A 16,036-nucleotide genomic window follows, 5' to 3' on the forward strand; every position below is an offset into this window, starting at 1 on the left:
ATTTTACGGCATCGGAAAAGCGTGTTCTGACGATGAATTAGTCGCAACATTGACGAAAATCTGCTTGGTTTCAGCAGCTTCGCACACCGATACGAGGGCAGCATGTGAAACCCTCAGCCAAGTCGCAACCAACTCGATTTATTCCAGCAGGCAGGGTGAAGCGTCAGCGCAGTTAAATCCCGTTCGAGCTGTTGTAAGAAGCGACAAAAGTTCGGCCCCGAAGAAACGCCGCTCGCATGCTATTTGAAGGAGTTTTTTAGCGTTGGGGCCGGAGCCGAAAGTGCTGACATCAAAAACAGTGAGGCTGTCTACAGCGAGCCCCGTCAGGGCGTTACAGGCGAGTATTTCATAAGCGAGGCAAAGGTTTCGATACCGGCCGAGTAACCGGTTGCGACACCTCTGGCGCACGCGGTTTCCGGGACTGTTCTGTCGTCCCAAGTGAAATTACGCAAATCGTTATCACTGGGCACTCATTTCTTCCAATCACACCGGAAAGCCAGCAACTATCAGTGAACTCGGTAAATTGAATTTCGTTGGCGTTGCAGACCTTTGGAAACGAAAAAACGCCCGCCGGAAGGCGAGCGTTTAATTCGGACAAACCGTGGCTCAAAGCCGCGGTAAAAGCTTAACGGCGGATGCCCAGCTTTTTGATCAGGTCCTGATAGCGTGCTTCTTCTTTGCCCTTCAGGTAGTCCAGCAGCTTACGGCGCTGGGCAACCATCTTCAGCAGACCGCGACGACCGTGGTTGTCTTTTTTGTGGGTCTTGAAGTGCTCGGTCAGGGTGGTGATGCGCGAGGTCAGGATAGCAACCTGGACTTCAGGCGAACCGGTGTCGCCGTCCTTGGTTGCGAATTCTTTCATGACGCGTGCTTTTTCAGCGGCAGTAATCGACATCGGGGTCTCCTTTAAAGGTTAGAGTTGATGGCGCAGGCCGGGATGTCGTCCAGCACAGGCCCATGGAGAAAACCGCACCGATTCCGATGCGGATGCGCGCGTATAAGCGTATTTGCGGTGAATGGCAAAAGGATTCTGTCGGTTCACCCCAGCGCGGTCAGCTGCGCCAAATCGGCTTCTGCTATCAATTGGATGTCGTCAGCGGTCAACCCTTCGGCCCCCAGCAGCTGCGCCACATTCTGCCCGTCGATCAGAACATGGGACAGGTTCTCGTTTTCAGCATCGGTTTCGATTTGGATGTCAGGGTCTTCCTGACCGTCCCAGGACACAAACAGCTTGTCCTGGCCGGGTTGGAAATCCATCACTGTTACCGCTTCATCCTCGTCCTCGGGTGTGAGGATGAATTCATCCGCGCCGTCACCGCCGGTAACGACGTCGCCGCTGTCTGCCAGGATCGTATCATCCCCGGCGCCACCGTTCAGGAAATCGACTTCGTCTTGCTCTTCTTCGCCGGTCAGGATGTCGTCGCCATCGCCGCCGAACAGAACGTCCTCACCCGCGCCACCGTCCAGTACATCATTGCCGTAACCGCCGTGTAGCGCATCATCGCCTTCGCCCCCTTCAAGGGTGTCATCGTCCTGCCCACCATAGAGGGTATCTTCGCCTTCGCCGCCCTCCAGTTGATCTGCGCCGAAATGACCATAGAGCATGTCATCGTGTTCCCCCCCGGCCAGCAGGTCATCCCCATCTTCGCCGTGCAGAATATCGTTACCTTCGCCCCCCGACACGATATCGGCCCCACCGCCGCCATGCAGTACATCATCCCCGGCACCACCGTCGATGGTGTCATCCGCACCATATCCGTTGATTTGGTCATCGCCGTCCTGACCGGCCAGCACGTCTGCTTGTTCGGTTCCGGCAATGACCAGATCGCCTTCGAATTCGGACAGAACAGTTCCGGTTGATGGCTCCGGATCTTCCGCGGCTTCATCAGGTGTGGATGCGTCTTCGCCGATATCATCGATCTCAAGGAACTTGCCCTCGGAAACCGCATCGGGCTGATCGTCAATACTGTCGTCATCCTCGGGTGCGTCTTCGGGAACGAACGCGTCACTTATGGCATAGGCTGCGCCGCCAACTGCGGCCAGGCTCAGCAATCCGATCAGAAACATGGGAACCCTCCGTGAACGCAATGCCCCGAGGGTAAATGTCTCATGTGATCAACCACTTGGTCAAAGCCAAGCTGATCTTGTGGTTAACCTTTTATCACCAAGGTTCAGGTTGTTGGGTATAGGCGATATAGAGCGGGTGTTTCGGGTGCCCGCCCTTTGTCAGCCCCAGATGAAACAGTGGCTGGCCGGTGCCGCGCAGTAGGGTTTCAACCGCCGGACCACGATCCAGATGCGCGCCATGGGTGCCCCATGCGGCGATGACCTGATCAGCCCATTCGACGCCGTCCAGAATCGCCGCGTTATTCTTGGGACCCACAGGATCAGCGGCGGCGCGCATCTTACGCGGGTCGGTGTCGCGCCAGGCAAAGATGTTGGTCACCTGAAACGCTCCGAATCCCAGCGCGCGCGCGCGGCGTTCACAGCGTTCGACGGTGGGGTCGTTCTGCACCTCGGTCGCGGTCGAGGGATTCAGCATCACGAACAGCGCCTTGCGCCCGGCCGGGTCCCAGATGCGGGTCAGGCTGTAGCGATAGTGCTCGCAATCGGAATAAATGGCGGTCGAGGGCGCGTCGCCCTTGGTGTGCGTTCGGGTGATCATGCCCTTCGCCTAACACGTGGCTCAGGCGACGAACACCCGGCTGGGGTGCAATTTGCCGGATTTATAGACCCCCACGGCCACGGCCTTGCCGTGAAGTGAGGCCCAGGCCTCGTCGCCATATTCCACGTCCGAGGCCAGCACCATGCCCGGATTGCCATTGCGCAGACGGGTGGCGCCTTCGGGGGTGCATTTCAGCTCGGGCAGGTCCGACAGGCCGGTTTCCAGCGGGTGCAGGTAGTCATCCAACGCGGTTGTCTTGGCCATTTCGTCGATCTGTTCGATGCTCAAACCGTCCTCGGCTTCGAACGGGCCGGACCAGATGCGGCGCAGCTCCCGGACGTGGCCGTGGCAGCCCAGTGCCTCGCCCAGATCGCGGGCGATCGAGCGAACATAGCCGCCCTTGCCGCAGGTCATTTCCAGCACGACGTGGTCTGCGTCGGGGCGGTCGATCAGAATCAGTTCCTCGACCCACAGGGGCCGGGCGGACAGTTCTACATCCTCACCATCGCGGGCCAGCTTATAGGCGCGCTGGCCGTCGATCTTCACAGCCGAGAATTTGGGCGGCACCTGCATGATGTCGCCCAGAAACGGGCTCAGCGCCTGTTTGATATCGTCATCTGAAGGGCGCGCATCGCATTCGGCAATCACTTCGCCCTCGGCATCGTCGGTGTTGGTGGCCTGCCCCAGACGCACGGTGAAGGTGTAAGCTTTCAAAGCGTCGGTGATGTAGGGAACGGTCTTGGTCGCTTCACCCAAAGCGACGGCCAGAACTCCGGTTGCCTCTGGGTCTAGCGTGCCCGCATGACCCGCCTTCTTGGCGTCCATCGCCCATCGCACCTTGTTGACCACTGCGGTCGAGGTCATGCCCGCAGGCTTGTCCACCACCAGCCAACCGGAAATGTCGCGACCCTTGCGTTTGCGTCCCATCATGCACCTTGAATCTTGCTGAGGCGCGCGAGTTAGCGGATCGCCAAGGCGCTGTCAATTTCAGGGCGTGTCTTCAACCACGCCCACGATTGGCCCCAGCGAAAAGCCGACGTCAGAGCGGTTGCTGGCCCGGTCATACATGCGAGAGATATTGCCGTCGAAGAACAGCGCATTCGGTGTTTTCAGCACATTGCGGAACAGGCTGCCGAACTCGTGGAAGGTCACGTAGTCGTCCGAGATCGCGAAAACCACACGCGTACCGTCGGCGCTGGTGCCTACTCCGTTGCGCACATAAAGCGAGGTCGAATCGGGCAGGAAGCGTGGGTGCAACTCTCCGTCGATCACCAACATCGGGCCAGATTGGGTGGCAAAGCGGCAGTCGGGGGCTTGGTCGACGAAGGCCAAAGTCTCGATGACATCGGCGCGGCCGTCCCGGATGCAGAACACACCATTGGGCAGCAGGCCGAAATTGCCGGGGCCAGGGTTCGGGATCACGCGCATGACCTCTTCACCCTCTTCGATATAGTGTCCAACGGGCGAGCGGTCGTCGTGATACATCCCTGCGTTCATTGCAAAGGCCAGACGCTTGCCACCGGGTTCAAGCGCCTCGTTCACCGATGAGAAATGCCCCAGCAACTCGCCGTTTTCATCGTTGAGAAACAGGCGCAAGTCTTCGCTGGCGGCGTCCACCTCGCAAACGGTGTACCGCTTATCCTCGTGGGTTAGTTTTTCACAGGTGACCGCCGAGGCTTGCGCGGCCCAAAGGACCGCGCTCAGCGTGACCAGCGTGCGGATCACTCGTCCAGATCGCGGCGCACCGCGTCCTGGCTGAACATGCGGCGGGTGTCGTCCAAACGGTCAAACGTATCATCCAGACGGAACCGCAGATCGGGCGAGAATTTCAAGTTCAGCTTCTTGCCGACCATGCGCCGCAACTCGCCCTTGTTGCGGGCGAGCAGTTCGATCACGTCCTCCTGCCCCTTTCCGCCCAAGGGCAGCACATAGGCGGTGGCAATCTTCAGATCAGGCGAGGTGCGCACTTCACCTACGGTGATAGACATGCGGTTCAGGTCGGGGTCGTGGACATCTCCGCGCGCCAGAACCTCGGACAGGGTGCGACGGATCAGTTCGCCGACACGCAGCTGTCGTTGGGACGGGCCGGGGCCATCGTGGAATTTGTTCTTTGCCATATCCCCGATCTAAGCCCAAAGCAGGGCTTTGCCAAGCGGGCGCGAACGGGGTAGGAGGCTTTGAGCCGACTTAAACAAAAAGGACCAGCGCAATGACCCATATTCCGGGGATCGTTATCACAGGAGCTTCGGGCCGTATGGGGCAGATGCTGATCAAGACTGTCACCGACAGCGATCAAGCGCGTCTGGTGGGTGTGGTCGAGCGTAAGGGCCATGATTGGATCGGTCAGGATGTGGGAGAGGCGATGGGTGGTCAGGCGCTGGGCGTCACCGTGACCGACGATCCGCTGGAGGCGTTTGCGCAGGCGCAGGCCGTCATCGACTTCACCGCGCCGGAGGCGACTTTGGAATTTGCCGCGTTAGCCGCGCAGGCGCGCTGCGTGCACGTGATCGGTACCACCGGCATGACGGAAGAGCAGATCGCGGCGCTGGAGCCAGCCTCGCGCCATGCCGTTATTGTGCGGGCCGGGAACATGAGCCTTGGCGTCAACCTGCTGGTACAACTGACCAAGAAAGTTGCCGCCGCGCTGGATGAGGATTTCGACATCGAAGTCATCGAAGGGCACCATCACCACAAGGTCGATGCGCCCTCGGGCACCGCGCTGATGCTGGGTGAGGCGGCTGCCGAAGGTCGAGGGGTCAATCTGGCCGACGTGTCCGACCGGGGCCGCGATGGCATTACTGGCGCCCGGAAACGCGGCGACATTGGGTTTCATGCCATTCGCGGCGGTGACATCGTGGGTGAACATGACGTTTTGTTCGCCGCGCCCGGCGAGCGCATCGTCCTGCGCCATTTGGCCACCGACCGCGCCATCTTTGCCCGTGGCGCGCTGAAGGCGGCGCTGTGGGGGCAGGGCAAGGCCCCCGGTCAGTATGACATGGTGGATGTGCTGGGGTTGTAAGCCCGTTTAGCGAAATGCTGTCAGACCGGGAGGGTTGGTGCCCTCTTGTTTCGCCATTGCAAACAGCGCTCTCTGCCGTTGGTCCCAAGTCGGATACTGTCCGGTTCGGGCATAAGTAAGGCGCTCGGCCCCGATGGAAATGCCAAAGGGTGCGGCCTCGCCTCCAATCACGATCTCACCGATCTCGGTCCAGTTGGCCGATGGGGGATAGGCTGTGGGGGCAGGTTCATCCGTATCACCAACGCGGTAATAGACGCCCATCGTCACGATGTAGTCATCGCCAAAGGGGTCCGGAAAGAAATAACCCGAAGCATCGCGGGCTGCCAGGGCCTCGGCCTCATCGCGCAGCAGCACTTTTTCGGCAAAAGGCAGAGCCATCTCGTCTAACACCGTGCGCATATCCTCGGACTGCGGCACGCTGACAAAGGCAATGCGAGCGGGATCAAGGTCAAACCTTTCGGTCAAAATGCGCAACATCAGACGCGTCGTGGCCTGACCGTCGGCATCCGAAGGATGACAGCCGACTTCATGAAACAGCGGCAATACATCCACGCGCGATTTTTCATCCACATCGGCAACCCGCGCCAGCGGTTGAATGACAAAGCCGTCCGATGGCAGCGCGGACTGATCGAAATCGTGTCGCAGCCCACCGTTATAGTCGTCGCGCCCGGATGCGATAGAAAGCGGAGCAGCTTCGTTGAACCCAAGCCCCGAGAATGACTTTCTCAGATTATCGAGCGTTTTACTGAATTCCTTTTCGAACGCTTCATTCTGGTCTGCCGCCGCTGATGCCACACGTGGCAACAAGGTTCCGACCGTCGCTGCGGTTCCCAGCTGGACAACTTTACGTCTGTTCCATCCCATCTGAAATCTCCCGTGCCTGTTGGACGTGGCACGAGCGTATCACAGATGTTTCGGATGAGGGTTAAGGGTTTCTGAAAACGCGCCACTCGGTCTGTGGCGCGCTGGTTCAGAAATCTTTGATCTTGTCCGCGCGCAGCGGGCAGGAAAGGTAGACGCCGAATTCTTTGCCGATATCCGCGCTGACCCTTGCATGGACCCGGCCTTGTCGGTCCAGAAAACGCTGATTGTCTTCGACTGGGAAAATCCCCTCATGCCAGATACCGGGATGGATATAGAGACCCTGCGAGCCGTCACACCAAAATGCCACCACTTTCTCGGGAGTCAGGTTGTCGCCGGGCAGCGCAGCGGGAACGATGAAGGGCTTGTTATCCAGTGGCCAGAACATCTGTCCGCCATCCGGGTGATAGTTCATATGCCATAGCAGCACCTGATTGCGGGGCGCGGTTTGTCGCTCGGTTTGTGCCTGTTGCGGATCGGCGGACCATCCAAGGACATAGTGGCCTTTGACCGCCTCGTTCTCACCATAAAGCACGTCGCCGTGCCAGTCGCATTTGAACGTGCCCTCGACCCAGCCGCCTTCGTCGCCGGTGCCTTCGTCGATGGGACGCCAGCCTTGCTGGGGCCAGCGGGTAATCTCAATCTCGCAGCTATCCGGATCATCGACCAGACAGCCGTAACCTTTGACCGATGCGTCCGTGGCCCGGATCAGGGGCACCTCGTGCCAGGGCAAGGAAGGCTTTGAACTGGCCTCAAAGATATATTCGGGGGCGCTCATGCCGCCCCCAGATGCTTGTCGACCATACGCTGCACCATCGGCGCGAAATGGGTGAAATCGGGCGTTTCCATATCCGCGCGCTTGCCTGCCTCATCCAAGTAACGCACCTGAATGATCTCCTTAAGGTTCGGGTTCGCCTCGAATTCCGCGACTTCCTCGGCGTTCATCGGGCCGCCCTGCAGTTCCAGCGTATGGACCGAAGCGGTGGACAGGCGGCTGAAATATTCCGGCTTGGTGGCGCAGAGATACCGCTTGGCTGCCACGTGATAACGGCAGCAATCTGTGATGACCGAAGGGAAGAACTGCTCCAGAATCGCGGCGCCCGCATCTTCGTGGTGGCGGTCCTCGGTATCGTCGGGGTGATAGGTGCCGAATTCGGAGGTGAAATGGCCGATATCGTGCAGCAACGCGCCGACGATGATTTCCTCGGACTGGCCATTCTGTTCGGCGATGGTAGCGCCTTGCAGCATGTGTTCGGCCATGGTGACGGGTTCGCCCAGATATTCCTCACCACCGCGACGCTCGAAGATATCGCCGATGAAGGCCACGATATTGTCGCGGTTCAGGGTCGAGAAATCGGGTTTCATTCCGCCGCCTCCGGCTGCGCCATCTCCATCGCCGCCAGCGTCGACAGCAACCCGTCCTTGTCGGCATAGCACCCCTGCAACCAGCGTGACCCGGCACCGGAATAGCCCAACCGCGCATGCAAAACGCGGGTGTTGTCGACGATAAAGCTTTCGCCCGGTTCCAGCTTGAAGGTCACGCCCATGGCCGGATCGTCGATGATCTCACCCAGCTGGCGATAGGCGGTGTAATAGGCCTCCATCTGGTCGAACGGCACGTCAACGAATGGCGCGGAAGACCGGTTGTTAAAGCGGATGCCGATCAGCTCACCATCTGGTGACAGTTCGATCATCGGACGACGGGAGCGCAACCAAACCGCGTCCGAGCCCTTGTATTCGAACCGTGCCGGGTAACCGGCCAGCAGGGCAAAGCCTTCGGGATTCTGGTCGCGCAGTTTTTCGGCTGCACGGAAGCCGTCAACGACGATCGAGTCGCCGCCCTCGGCGCTGTTTTCCAAACAATAGAGGATTTGCAGGGTCGGGACCGGATCGCGATAAGGGTTGTCGGTGTGGGCCTGCAACCCAAGGCCAGTAAAGGCAAGGTTGGTCGGGTTCACCTCGGTCCGGACCTCGAAGTAGGGGCCATAGTTGGTTTCGCGGACATAGCCGAACAGATCTGCCACTTTCAGCAGCGATTCCGGCTCGGTCGGACCGCCGGTCAGCTTGGCAAAGCCGAACTCGGTCACTGCGCTCAGCCAATCGCACTTGGCGGCGGGGTTGGTGTGGACCTCTTTCCAATCGGCGCTAGGCGCATCAATGCCCCGTTCCCAAGTGGTGATGCCAGGGGCGATGCGACCTGTTTCCTCGGACCGGTCGCAATCATAAACGTGGTCGGCCAGCCAGGCGGCGGGGAAGGTCACGGTCTTGCTTTCGGGTTGGAAAGTGACGCTCAGATCGCCGTTGATGACTTCGGCGATGCTGATCGCAAGATCGGCGGGGATGTCGCCGATGGTGATCAGGCGTTGCCCGTTACCAGGTGCGCGCGTTTCTGGATCCAGCGCGTTGTCGCGCAGCCAAATGGCGTGGAAACGGGCCTTGGATCCAGTGTCAAACTCAACGGTCACAACCGAGGCATCGTGGGTGGCAGAGCGCAGCATGGGGGGTCTCCTGTTCGGCGCGGGCTTTGGTTGAGCAAATACGCCTCTTATGGCATTACTACAATTAATCCTTATTTCGTCTTAGGCTTTGAAAATCTTATGACTAAGAAAAAGATCGGCCTGCCACCATTGGATTGGCTGCGTGTGTTCGAGGCCGCAGGTCGGTTGGGCGGATTTTCAGCCGCAGCGCGCGAGTTCGGTCTGACACAGGCGGCGGTCAGTCAGCGGATCGGTAATCTTGAATCCTGGCTGGGGCGGTCTCTTTTTGTGCGCGAGGCACGCGGTGTATCTTTGACGGTTGAGGGCGAAAGCTATCTGCCGCTGGTGCAGGACAGTTTACAGGCGCTGGAGCGGAATACCGAGGATCTGTTTGGAAAGACCCCGCGAGAGTTGCGAGTGGCCGGGCTGTCTTCGAACATTCACGCATTGGTCTTGCCCAGCCTTGCAGCATTTCAGGAATTGCAGCCCACAGTGCGTGTGATGACGGATTCCGTCGCACGGCGTTCGTCGTTGGATGAAGAGCGGACATGGCTGCAAATCCGGTACGGCAGGGGCGTGTGGCCTGGGCGCGATGCGGCATTGATCGCACATGAGGTTCTGGTACCCATGGCGGCCCCCGAGGTCAGCTGGGGGGCAGCTCTGATAGACTTGCGCGGTGAGCGACCGGGGTGGAGAGAATGGGCGCGCAAAGCGGGGCAAGACGATCTGCCACCCTCAAAGATCAGCTTTGATTCGATGGAACACGCGATCTCGGCTGCGCGGCAGGGTCTGGGTGTGGTTTTGGGGTCCGTCCCACTGGCGACGCAAGATCTTCAGGCAGGTCGGGTGCGCATGCTGGGTTTGCCAGAGTTGCAGACTAGAGACGGGTATTGGCTAACCTGGCCAGAAGAACGGGCAAAGTCCCGAAAACAGCGCGCCCTCATCGGTGACTTTTTGAAAGCGTTGCGTTCTTGATTGATCAGAAGTCGATCGCGATGCCCTTTTTCTCCCAATCGCCATAGCGGGCCGGGTCGGGGCCGTCGCGCCCGCCCAGTTCCTTGGGCAACTTCTTAGCTTCGGCCTCAGCCTTCTTGCGGCGCTCTTCTGCTTCGGCCAGGGCGCGTTGGGCGGCAGGCGGCAGGTCTTTGCGGTCGTCATTCGTGGTGTCGGGCATGACATCGGGTTCCTTTCCGTGCACGGGCTTGATATACGCCCGCGTCCGCCCTTGGCAATGCGGGCGGGTGTTAAATCAAAGGCGGTTCCATGTCCGACAACGCAACGGCGGCGCGACGCAGCGCGATCTATCTGCTGGATCAGATCCTGGGCGAGGGGCGTCTGTTGTCCGAATGTCTGGCCGCAGGGGCGCTGGATCGGTTGGCCCCCGAGGATCGCGCACGGGCGCAACGCCTGGCCCTGCAAACACTGCGCGGGCTGGAACGGGCGGACCGTCTGCTGGACAATCACCTGAACCGTACGCCTGCGCTGACCGTCCACAACGCCCTGCGCCTTGGCGCGGTTGAGCTGTGCCAGGGAGAGGCGGCGCATGGCGTGGTCAACTCGATGGTCGAGATTGTGGGGCGGTCGCGCAAGCATGGTCGGCTCAAGGGGTTGGTGAATGCAGTACTGCGCAAGGTCGCTGCCGAAGGGCCGGACGCATGGCCCAAGATGCGGGTGCCGCGCCTGCCGGAATGGCTGCGCGAGCCGCTGGTAATGGCTTGGGGGCCTGAGGCCGTTACAGGTATGGAACAGGCGCATTTCGCAGGCGCACCGCTGGATCTTTCGCTGAAACCGGGCGCATCGGGGCCGGGTGAGGCGTTGCCGACCGGGTCGACGCGTGTGCAGGATGCGGGGCAAGTTTCGGTTTTGCCGGGGTTTGATCGAGGCGACTGGTGGGTGCAGGACGCTGCGGCGGCTGTGCCGGCGCGCGTACTGGCGCCAAAGGCCGGGGAATCTGTGCTAGACCTCTGTGCTGCGCCGGGTGGTAAGACGCTGCAACTGGCGGCTGCTGGGGCAAACGTGACAGCTCTGGATATTTCGGAATCGCGGCTGGAGCGCTTGCGTGAAAACCTCAAACGCACTGGCCTAAGTGCGCAGGTCGTCGCTGGTGACGCGCTAGAGTATCAGGGCCAATATGACGCGATCCTGTTGGACGCGCCTTGCTCGGCTACGGGCACCATCCGCCGCCACCCGGACCTGCCCTTTGCCAAGGACGGTTCGGAATTTGGCGGGTTGATCGAGCTTCAGGCGCAGATGCTGGCTCATGCCTGGTCCCTGCTGAAGCCCGGCGGGCGGCTGGTCTATTGCACCTGTTCTTTGTTGCCCGACGAAGGCGAAGTACAGATAGAAGAAGCGCTGGAACAGTACCCCGACATGAGCATCGACCGCGACGCGCTGAACGTTCCCGGGGTGGATCAAGACTGGGTCACCGAAGAAGGCGGCCTGCGGTTGCGGCCCGATTATTGGGCAGATCGCGGTGGCATGGACGGGTTCTATATCGCCTGCCTTAACAAATCCGACTGACGTCACGCTTTTCGATGACTTGACGAGCGCACCGGTCTATCGTTGGGTCTCAGGCGCCAGCAGAGCGCGAGAGGCAGAGTAACGAGCGTCATGTCGAATTCAGATACCATGACAAACCGGTGGACGCGGTTTCAGAACCGTCTGTATGCGCGGCTCAGCCAGCGGCGCAAGGCCGTTGCCGGCTTCGTCTCCGAGCCTGAACCGCGCACTGTAGGATCGTTTGCCCGGGGTCGGCAGTTGGTTGCCGGAAATCTGCTGTTTGCCGGGTATCTGGTCGAGGCACAGGATACCGGCCTGTGGGACGTGACGGCGCCTAGCAACGGATTTGACAATGAACGTCACGGCTTTGCCTGGCTGGATGATCTGGCCGCCGTCGGAGATATGCGCGCAAGGGAAAAGGCGCAGCGTTGGGTGTGGGGTTGGATCGACGCGCATGGCCGCGGGCAGGGGCCGGGTTGGGCGCCCGATCTGACCGGCCGACGGGTGATGCGTTGGATTAATCATGCCGTTTTTCTGTTGCGTGGTATGGACGACAAGCAGACCACTGTGTTCTTTCGAGCGCTGGCACAACAAACTTGGTTTCTGTCCAAACGCTGGTCCGCTGCCACGCCGGGCCTACCCCGGTTTGAGGCTCTGGCCGGTCTGGTTCAGGCAGGGCTGGCGCTGAAGGGGCTTGAGAAGATGGCCGACCCAGCCCTGCGCGCTTTGGCAAGAGAATGCGAGAGACAGATCGACGCGCAGGGCGGCATCTCCACCCGCAATCCTGAGGAACTGCTTGAGGTGTTTACCCTGCTGTCCTGGACCTCGGCTGCGCTGAGCGATCAGGGGCGGGGCACCCCAGGCGCGCAAGCCGATGCGATCAAACGCATGGCACCGACCCTGCGCAGCCTGCGCCATTCCGACGGCGCGCTGGCCCGCTTTCATGGCGGCGGGCGTGGGGTCGAAGGGCGCTTGGATCAGGCGCTGGCCCAAAGCGGGGTCCGCCCGCAGCACGCGACCGGGCTGGCCATGGGGTTTGCGCGGCTCTATGCGGCCCGAACCAGCGTGATCGTCGATGCCAATGTGCCGCCCAAAGGAACCGCGTCCTACAACGCTCATGCCTCGACCTTGGCGTTCGAACTGACCTCGGGGCGTCGGCCGCTGATCGTGAACTGCGGCTCGGGTGAAAGTTTCGGCACGGAATGGCGGCGGGCCGGGCGCGCGACACCTTCGCATTCGACCCTGTGTCTGGATGGCTATTCCAGCGCGCGTCTGGCACCAGCGGGGAATGGCGGTGAAAGAGAAGCTTTGGTCGATGCGCCGCAAGAGGTACCGATTGATTTCGAAGAGGCATTCGAAGGCACCCGTTTTATGGTTGGCCATGACGGTTACTCCAAAGTGTTCGGCCTGACCCATGCCCGCACCTTCGAGCTGCGTTTTGACGGGCGCGAGCTGACTGGCGAGGATATTTTGCTGACCGCCACCGACAAGGCCAAGCGGCAGTTTGACCGGGCGCTGGACGCCTCGGGGTTGAATGGGGTGGGGTTCGACATCCGCTTTCACCTGCATCCCGATGTGGATGCGGCCATTGATTTGGGCGGCGCGGCGGTATCAATGGCGCTCAAAAGTGGTGAGATCTGGGTTTTCCGCCATGATGGCGTGGGAAAATTATCTGTTGAACCAAGCGTTTACCTCGAAAGGGGCAGATTAAAGCCCCGCGCGACAAAACAGATCGTTCTATCTGGGCGCGCAATGGAGTATGCGACCCGCACCCGGTGGACGCTGAGTAAGGCTCAGGATACAGCCTATGCCGTGCGCGATCTGCACCGGGACGAGCCCGAGTTTGACTGACGCCAAAAGGACCTTTGGACCCATGACTGATCTTCACCCCGTGCGCCGCGCGTTGCTTTCCGTTTCCGACAAGACCGGATTGATCGAGCTGGGAAAGGCACTGGCCGAGCGCGGGGTTGAGCTGCTGTCGACCGGCGGCACCGCAAAGGCGCTGCGGGATGCGGGGCTAGAGGTTAAGGATGTTAGTGAGATCACCGGCTTCCCCGAGATGATGGATGGCCGGGTCAAGACGCTGCACCCGATGGTGCATGGTGGCCTGCTGGCCCTGCGCGACAATGACAGCCACGTGGCTGCGATGAATGAACATGGCATCGGTGCGATCGACTTGCTGGTTGTGAACCTCTATCCGTTCGAGGCGACGGTGGCCAAAGGTGCCGACTATGACGAGTGCATCGAGAACATTGATATCGGTGGCCCGGCGATGATCCGCGCAGCCTCGAAGAACCACGCCTTCGTAAACGTGGTTGTGGATGTCGAGGACTATTCCTCGCTTTTGGATCAACTGGAAGAAAACTACGGCAAAACTTCTTATGGTTTCCGTCAGTGGTTGGCGCAAAAGGCTTATGCCCGGACCGCGGCCTACGACACCGCAGTTTCGAATTGGATGGCCGACGCGTTGCAGCTTGAGGCCCCAAAGCGCCGCGCTTTTGCCGGCGAGTTGAAACAGACCTTGCGCTATGGCGAGAACGGCCATCAACAAGCGGCTTTCTACGCTGACGGAACCAACCGTCCGGGTGTGGCAACTGCCGTTCAGCACCAAGGCAAGGAACTGAGCTACAACAACATCAACGACACCGACGCCGCGTTTGAGTTGGTGGCAGAGTTCGATCCGGCACAGGGCGCGGCCTGTGCTATCATCAAGCACGCCAACCCTTGTGGTGTGGCGAAGGGAGCGACGCTGCTTGAGGCCTACAAGGCTGCTTTCGACTGCGATCGCACCTCAGCCTTTGGCGGTATCGTGGCGCTGAACCAGCCGTTGGATGCCGAAACCGCGCAGGAAATCACCGGGATTTTCACCGAGGTTGTGATTGCCCCCGGTGCCTCGGAGGAGGCCAAAGCGATCTTTGCTGCCAAGAAGAACCTGCGCCTGCTGACGACCGAAGCCCTGCCCGATGTGACCGCCGGTGGCAAAACCGTGCGTCAGGTGGCCGGTGGCTTGCTGGTGCAGGACAAGGACAACGGATTCGTCGGCATGGATGACCTGAAAGTCGTGACCAAAAAGGCCCCGACCGAGGAGCAGATGCGCGACCTGTTGTTTGCGTGGAAAGTGGCCAAGCACGTTAAGTCCAACGCCATCGTCTATGTCAAGGATGGCGCGACCGTGGGTGTCGGTGCGGGGCAGATGAGCCGCCTGGACTCGGCTATGATTGCCGCGAAGAAAGCCGAACGTATGGCTGACGCGCTGGGCTTGCCGCAGCCGCTGACCATCGGATCTGCCGTGGCTTCGGACGCATTCTTCCCATTCCCCGACGGGTTGATGGAGGCTGCCGAAGCCGGTGCCACTTGCGTCATCCAGCCCGGCGGCTCGATGCGCGATGATGAGGTGATCGCAGCGGCGGACGAGGCCGGTCTGGCCATGGTCTTCACCGGCATGCGCCACTTCCGCCACTGATGCGCTCTCGTCTTCTGCTCTGGGCCGCGCTGGCCGCGTTTGCGATCGACCAGATCAGCAAGTATCTGGTCGTTCACGTGATGCGCGTAGCCGAGGGCAATATCGACGTGCTGCCGCCACTGCTGGTGTTCAAATACGGTGAGAATCGGGGCATCAATTTCGGCCTGTTTCAGGGCGACAGCGACACCGCCCGGTGGGTGCTTATTGGCATCTCGCTGGCTGTGTCGGTCGGTGTGCTGATTTGGCTGATGCGCGCGACCCCGTCAAAGCTGACGCTGTTCTGCGGCGGGTTGCTGATCGGTGGTGCGCTTGGAAATGTGGTGGACCGGGTGCTGTACGGCTATGTTCTGGACTTTCTGAACATGTCCTGCTGCGGCATCAACAATCCGTTTGTGTTCAACCTGGCCGACGTGTTCATTTTTGCTGGCGCTTTCGGACTTGTGTTGTTTGATGGCAAAAAGCCCTCGTGACGTGCCGGGTGATATGCGATAAAAGCGCCTGAAACTGGCTGGAGACTCTGATGCGGTTGCCGCGTTCCATACTTGCTGTGACATTGGCCTTTGCGGTTGCCGGGTGCTCGGATATCGGTTTGCGTCATCTTGAGGCGCCAGGGGACGGCCCGGATGAGTTCTCGGTCATGCCGGTCAAACCGCTGACCCAGCCCAAGGATTACCAGTTCTTGCCCGCGCCCACGCCGGGGGGAGGCAACCTGACCGACCCGAACCCCAAGGCGGATGCCGTGGTGGCATTGGGCGGCAGCGAAGCGGCGCTGAATCCGAACGCGGCAATTCCTGCGTCAGATGGCGCGCTGGTGACGGCGTCCAGCCGCTATGGCGTGCCGTCCAACACGCGTCAGGTCGTCGATACTGAGGATGCCGAATTCCGCAGAAAACAGGGCCGTTTGACTCGTCTGCGTTTGTTCAAGATTGACCGCTATGAACAGGTTTACCGCCGCGAAGCGCTTGATTCTAATCGGCAGAACGAAGCGGCGCGTCGGGCCGGGATCGAGACACCCTCGGCTCCTCCGGCTGATGAATAAATCTTAACTTTCC

19 protein-coding genes are annotated in these 16,036 nt (G+C 60.4%); 7 read left to right on the top strand and 12 right to left on the bottom strand.

Annotated elements, in window-relative coordinates; translation table 11 throughout:
- Positions 1–323: 323 nt before the first annotated feature.
- The 7 genes from ACR0DT_RS12120 to rbfA all read right to left on the bottom strand — a co-directional run bounded on the left by ACR0DT_RS12120 (position 324) and on the right by rbfA (position 4,782).
- Positions 324–470: a hypothetical protein gene (locus ACR0DT_RS12120; protein WP_480710984.1), complete on the bottom strand. Its 147-nt coding sequence runs from the start codon at positions 468–470 to the stop codon at positions 324–326.
- A 155-nt stretch (positions 471–625) separates the two neighbouring features.
- Positions 626–895 carry a 30S ribosomal protein S15 gene (gene rpsO / locus ACR0DT_RS12125; protein ID WP_008757925.1) on the bottom strand — a complete coding sequence of 90 codons (270 nt, stop codon included), beginning with the start codon at positions 893–895 and terminating at the stop codon, positions 626–628.
- Between the two features lie 143 nt (positions 896–1,038).
- The gene (locus tag ACR0DT_RS12130; protein ID WP_480710985.1) at positions 1,039–2,067 is read right to left on the bottom strand and encodes a calcium-binding protein; all 1,029 of its coding nucleotides are present in this window, start codon (positions 2,065–2,067) and stop codon (positions 1,039–1,041) included.
- A gap of 94 nt (positions 2,068–2,161) precedes the next feature.
- A complete protein-coding gene (locus ACR0DT_RS12135; RefSeq protein ID WP_480710986.1) occupies positions 2,162–2,665 on the bottom strand; it encodes a DUF1643 domain-containing protein in 504 nt (167 codons plus the stop codon).
- Between the two features lie 21 nt (positions 2,666–2,686).
- Complete coding sequence (gene truB, locus ACR0DT_RS12140) at positions 2,687–3,592, bottom strand: tRNA pseudouridine(55) synthase TruB (RefSeq protein ID WP_480711030.1); 906 nt, start codon at positions 3,590–3,592, stop codon at positions 2,687–2,689.
- 60 nt (positions 3,593–3,652) lie between these two features.
- Entirely contained in the window at positions 3,653–4,390 is a 738-nt protein-coding gene (locus ACR0DT_RS12145; RefSeq protein ID WP_480710987.1) for a phosphodiester glycosidase family protein, read from the bottom strand.
- Positions 4,387–4,782, bottom strand: coding sequence for a 30S ribosome-binding factor RbfA (gene rbfA / locus ACR0DT_RS12150; protein ID WP_480710988.1), 396 nt, complete (start codon positions 4,780–4,782; stop codon positions 4,387–4,389). Before rbfA ends, ACR0DT_RS12145 begins: the two co-directional genes overlap by 4 nt.
- A 92-nt stretch (positions 4,783–4,874) precedes the next feature.
- Here rbfA and dapB point away from each other — a divergent pair, with 92 nt between their 5' ends.
- Entirely contained in the window at positions 4,875–5,684 is an 810-nt protein-coding gene (gene dapB / locus ACR0DT_RS12155; RefSeq protein ID WP_480710989.1) for a 4-hydroxy-tetrahydrodipicolinate reductase, read from the top strand.
- 6 nt (positions 5,685–5,690) lie between these two features.
- Here the strand turns inward: dapB and ACR0DT_RS12160 are convergent, their stop codons facing one another.
- The 4 genes from ACR0DT_RS12160 to tmpA all read right to left on the bottom strand — a co-directional run bounded on the left by ACR0DT_RS12160 (position 5,691) and on the right by tmpA (position 9,043).
- Complete coding sequence (locus ACR0DT_RS12160; RefSeq protein ID WP_480710990.1) at positions 5,691–6,548, bottom strand: hypothetical protein; 858 nt, start codon at positions 6,546–6,548, stop codon at positions 5,691–5,693.
- A 106-nt stretch (positions 6,549–6,654) separates the two neighbouring features.
- A complete protein-coding gene (locus ACR0DT_RS12165; protein ID WP_480710991.1) occupies positions 6,655–7,323 on the bottom strand; it encodes an ureidoglycolate lyase in 669 nt (222 codons plus the stop codon).
- Entirely contained in the window at positions 7,320–7,910 is a 591-nt protein-coding gene (gene tmpB / locus ACR0DT_RS12170) for a (R)-1-hydroxy-2-trimethylaminoethylphosphonate oxygenase (RefSeq protein WP_480710992.1), read from the bottom strand. The genes ACR0DT_RS12165 and tmpB overlap by 4 nt, the downstream gene beginning before the upstream one ends.
- A complete protein-coding gene (gene tmpA / locus ACR0DT_RS12175; protein WP_480710993.1) occupies positions 7,907–9,043 on the bottom strand; it encodes a 2-trimethylaminoethylphosphonate dioxygenase in 1,137 nt (378 codons plus the stop codon). The genes tmpB and tmpA overlap by 4 nt, the downstream gene beginning before the upstream one ends.
- A gap of 99 nt (positions 9,044–9,142) precedes the next feature.
- Between tmpA and ACR0DT_RS12180 the strand changes: the two genes are divergently transcribed.
- Positions 9,143–9,997, top strand: coding sequence for a LysR family transcriptional regulator (locus ACR0DT_RS12180; protein WP_480710994.1), 855 nt, complete (start codon positions 9,143–9,145; stop codon positions 9,995–9,997).
- 4 nt (positions 9,998–10,001) lie between these two features.
- Here the strand turns inward: ACR0DT_RS12180 and ACR0DT_RS12185 are convergent, their stop codons facing one another.
- Positions 10,002–10,196 (bottom strand): DUF1674 domain-containing protein, encoded by a 195-nt coding sequence (locus ACR0DT_RS12185; RefSeq protein ID WP_480710995.1) that lies wholly within the window; start codon positions 10,194–10,196, stop codon positions 10,002–10,004.
- Between the two features lie 89 nt (positions 10,197–10,285).
- Here ACR0DT_RS12185 and ACR0DT_RS12190 point away from each other — a divergent pair, with 89 nt between their 5' ends.
- The 5 genes from ACR0DT_RS12190 to ACR0DT_RS12210 all read left to right on the top strand — a co-directional run bounded on the left by ACR0DT_RS12190 (position 10,286) and on the right by ACR0DT_RS12210 (position 16,023).
- On the top strand, positions 10,286–11,542 hold the full coding sequence (locus ACR0DT_RS12190; RefSeq protein WP_480710996.1) for an RsmB/NOP family class I SAM-dependent RNA methyltransferase: 1,257 nt from the start codon (positions 10,286–10,288) through the stop codon (positions 11,540–11,542).
- A 90-nt stretch (positions 11,543–11,632) separates the two neighbouring features.
- Positions 11,633–13,372, top strand: a complete 1,740-nt coding sequence (locus tag ACR0DT_RS12195) for a heparinase II/III family protein (protein ID WP_480710997.1) — start codon at positions 11,633–11,635, stop codon at positions 13,370–13,372.
- A 22-nt stretch (positions 13,373–13,394) separates the two neighbouring features.
- A complete protein-coding gene (purH, locus tag ACR0DT_RS12200) occupies positions 13,395–14,984 on the top strand; it encodes a bifunctional phosphoribosylaminoimidazolecarboxamide formyltransferase/IMP cyclohydrolase (protein WP_480710998.1) in 1,590 nt (529 codons plus the stop codon).
- Positions 14,984–15,454 carry a signal peptidase II gene (lspA, locus tag ACR0DT_RS12205; RefSeq protein WP_480710999.1) on the top strand — a complete coding sequence of 157 codons (471 nt, stop codon included), beginning with the start codon at positions 14,984–14,986 and terminating at the stop codon, positions 15,452–15,454. Before purH ends, lspA begins: the two co-directional genes overlap by 1 nt.
- Before the next feature lie 50 nt (positions 15,455–15,504).
- Positions 15,505–16,023 carry a DUF3035 domain-containing protein gene (locus ACR0DT_RS12210; RefSeq protein WP_480711000.1) on the top strand — a complete coding sequence of 173 codons (519 nt, stop codon included), beginning with the start codon at positions 15,505–15,507 and terminating at the stop codon, positions 16,021–16,023.
- Positions 16,024–16,036 lie beyond the last annotated feature (13 nt).

The organism is Ruegeria sp. BI11 (assembly GCF_056538005.1).

Excerpts from the sequence above, each read along its gene's own strand:
- ACR0DT_RS12165 (WP_480710991.1), bottom strand. The coding sequence starts at position 7,323 with ATGAGCGCCCCCGAATATATCTTTGAGGCCAGTTCAAAGCCTTCCTTG.
- ACR0DT_RS12195 (WP_480710997.1), top strand. The coding sequence starts at position 11,633 with ATGTCGAATTCAGATACCATGACAAACCGGTGGACGCGGTTTCAGAAC.
- ACR0DT_RS12135 (WP_480710986.1), bottom strand. The coding sequence starts at position 2,665 with ATGATCACCCGAACGCACACCAAGGGCGACGCGCCCTCGACCGCCATT.
- dapB (WP_480710989.1), top strand. The coding sequence starts at position 4,875 with ATGACCCATATTCCGGGGATCGTTATCACAGGAGCTTCGGGCCGTATG.
- tmpB (WP_480710992.1), bottom strand. The coding sequence starts at position 7,910 with ATGAAACCCGATTTCTCGACCCTGAACCGCGACAATATCGTGGCCTTC.
- rpsO (WP_008757925.1), bottom strand. The coding sequence starts at position 895 with ATGTCGATTACTGCCGCTGAAAAAGCACGCGTCATGAAAGAATTCGCA.
- lspA (WP_480710999.1), top strand. The coding sequence starts at position 14,984 with ATGCGCTCTCGTCTTCTGCTCTGGGCCGCGCTGGCCGCGTTTGCGATC.
- ACR0DT_RS12185 (WP_480710995.1), bottom strand. The coding sequence starts at position 10,196 with ATGCCCGACACCACGAATGACGACCGCAAAGACCTGCCGCCTGCCGCC.
- rbfA (WP_480710988.1), bottom strand. The coding sequence starts at position 4,782 with ATGGCAAAGAACAAATTCCACGATGGCCCCGGCCCGTCCCAACGACAG.
- ACR0DT_RS12210 (WP_480711000.1), top strand. The coding sequence starts at position 15,505 with ATGCGGTTGCCGCGTTCCATACTTGCTGTGACATTGGCCTTTGCGGTT.
- tmpA (WP_480710993.1), bottom strand. The coding sequence starts at position 9,043 with ATGCTGCGCTCTGCCACCCACGATGCCTCGGTTGTGACCGTTGAGTTT.
- ACR0DT_RS12190 (WP_480710996.1), top strand. The coding sequence starts at position 10,286 with ATGTCCGACAACGCAACGGCGGCGCGACGCAGCGCGATCTATCTGCTG.
- ACR0DT_RS12130 (WP_480710985.1), bottom strand. The coding sequence starts at position 2,067 with ATGTTTCTGATCGGATTGCTGAGCCTGGCCGCAGTTGGCGGCGCAGCC.
- ACR0DT_RS12180 (WP_480710994.1), top strand. The coding sequence starts at position 9,143 with ATGACTAAGAAAAAGATCGGCCTGCCACCATTGGATTGGCTGCGTGTG.
- truB (WP_480711030.1), bottom strand. The coding sequence starts at position 3,592 with ATGGGACGCAAACGCAAGGGTCGCGACATTTCCGGTTGGCTGGTGGTG.
- purH (WP_480710998.1), top strand. The coding sequence starts at position 13,395 with ATGACTGATCTTCACCCCGTGCGCCGCGCGTTGCTTTCCGTTTCCGAC.
- ACR0DT_RS12160 (WP_480710990.1), bottom strand. The coding sequence starts at position 6,548 with ATGGGATGGAACAGACGTAAAGTTGTCCAGCTGGGAACCGCAGCGACG.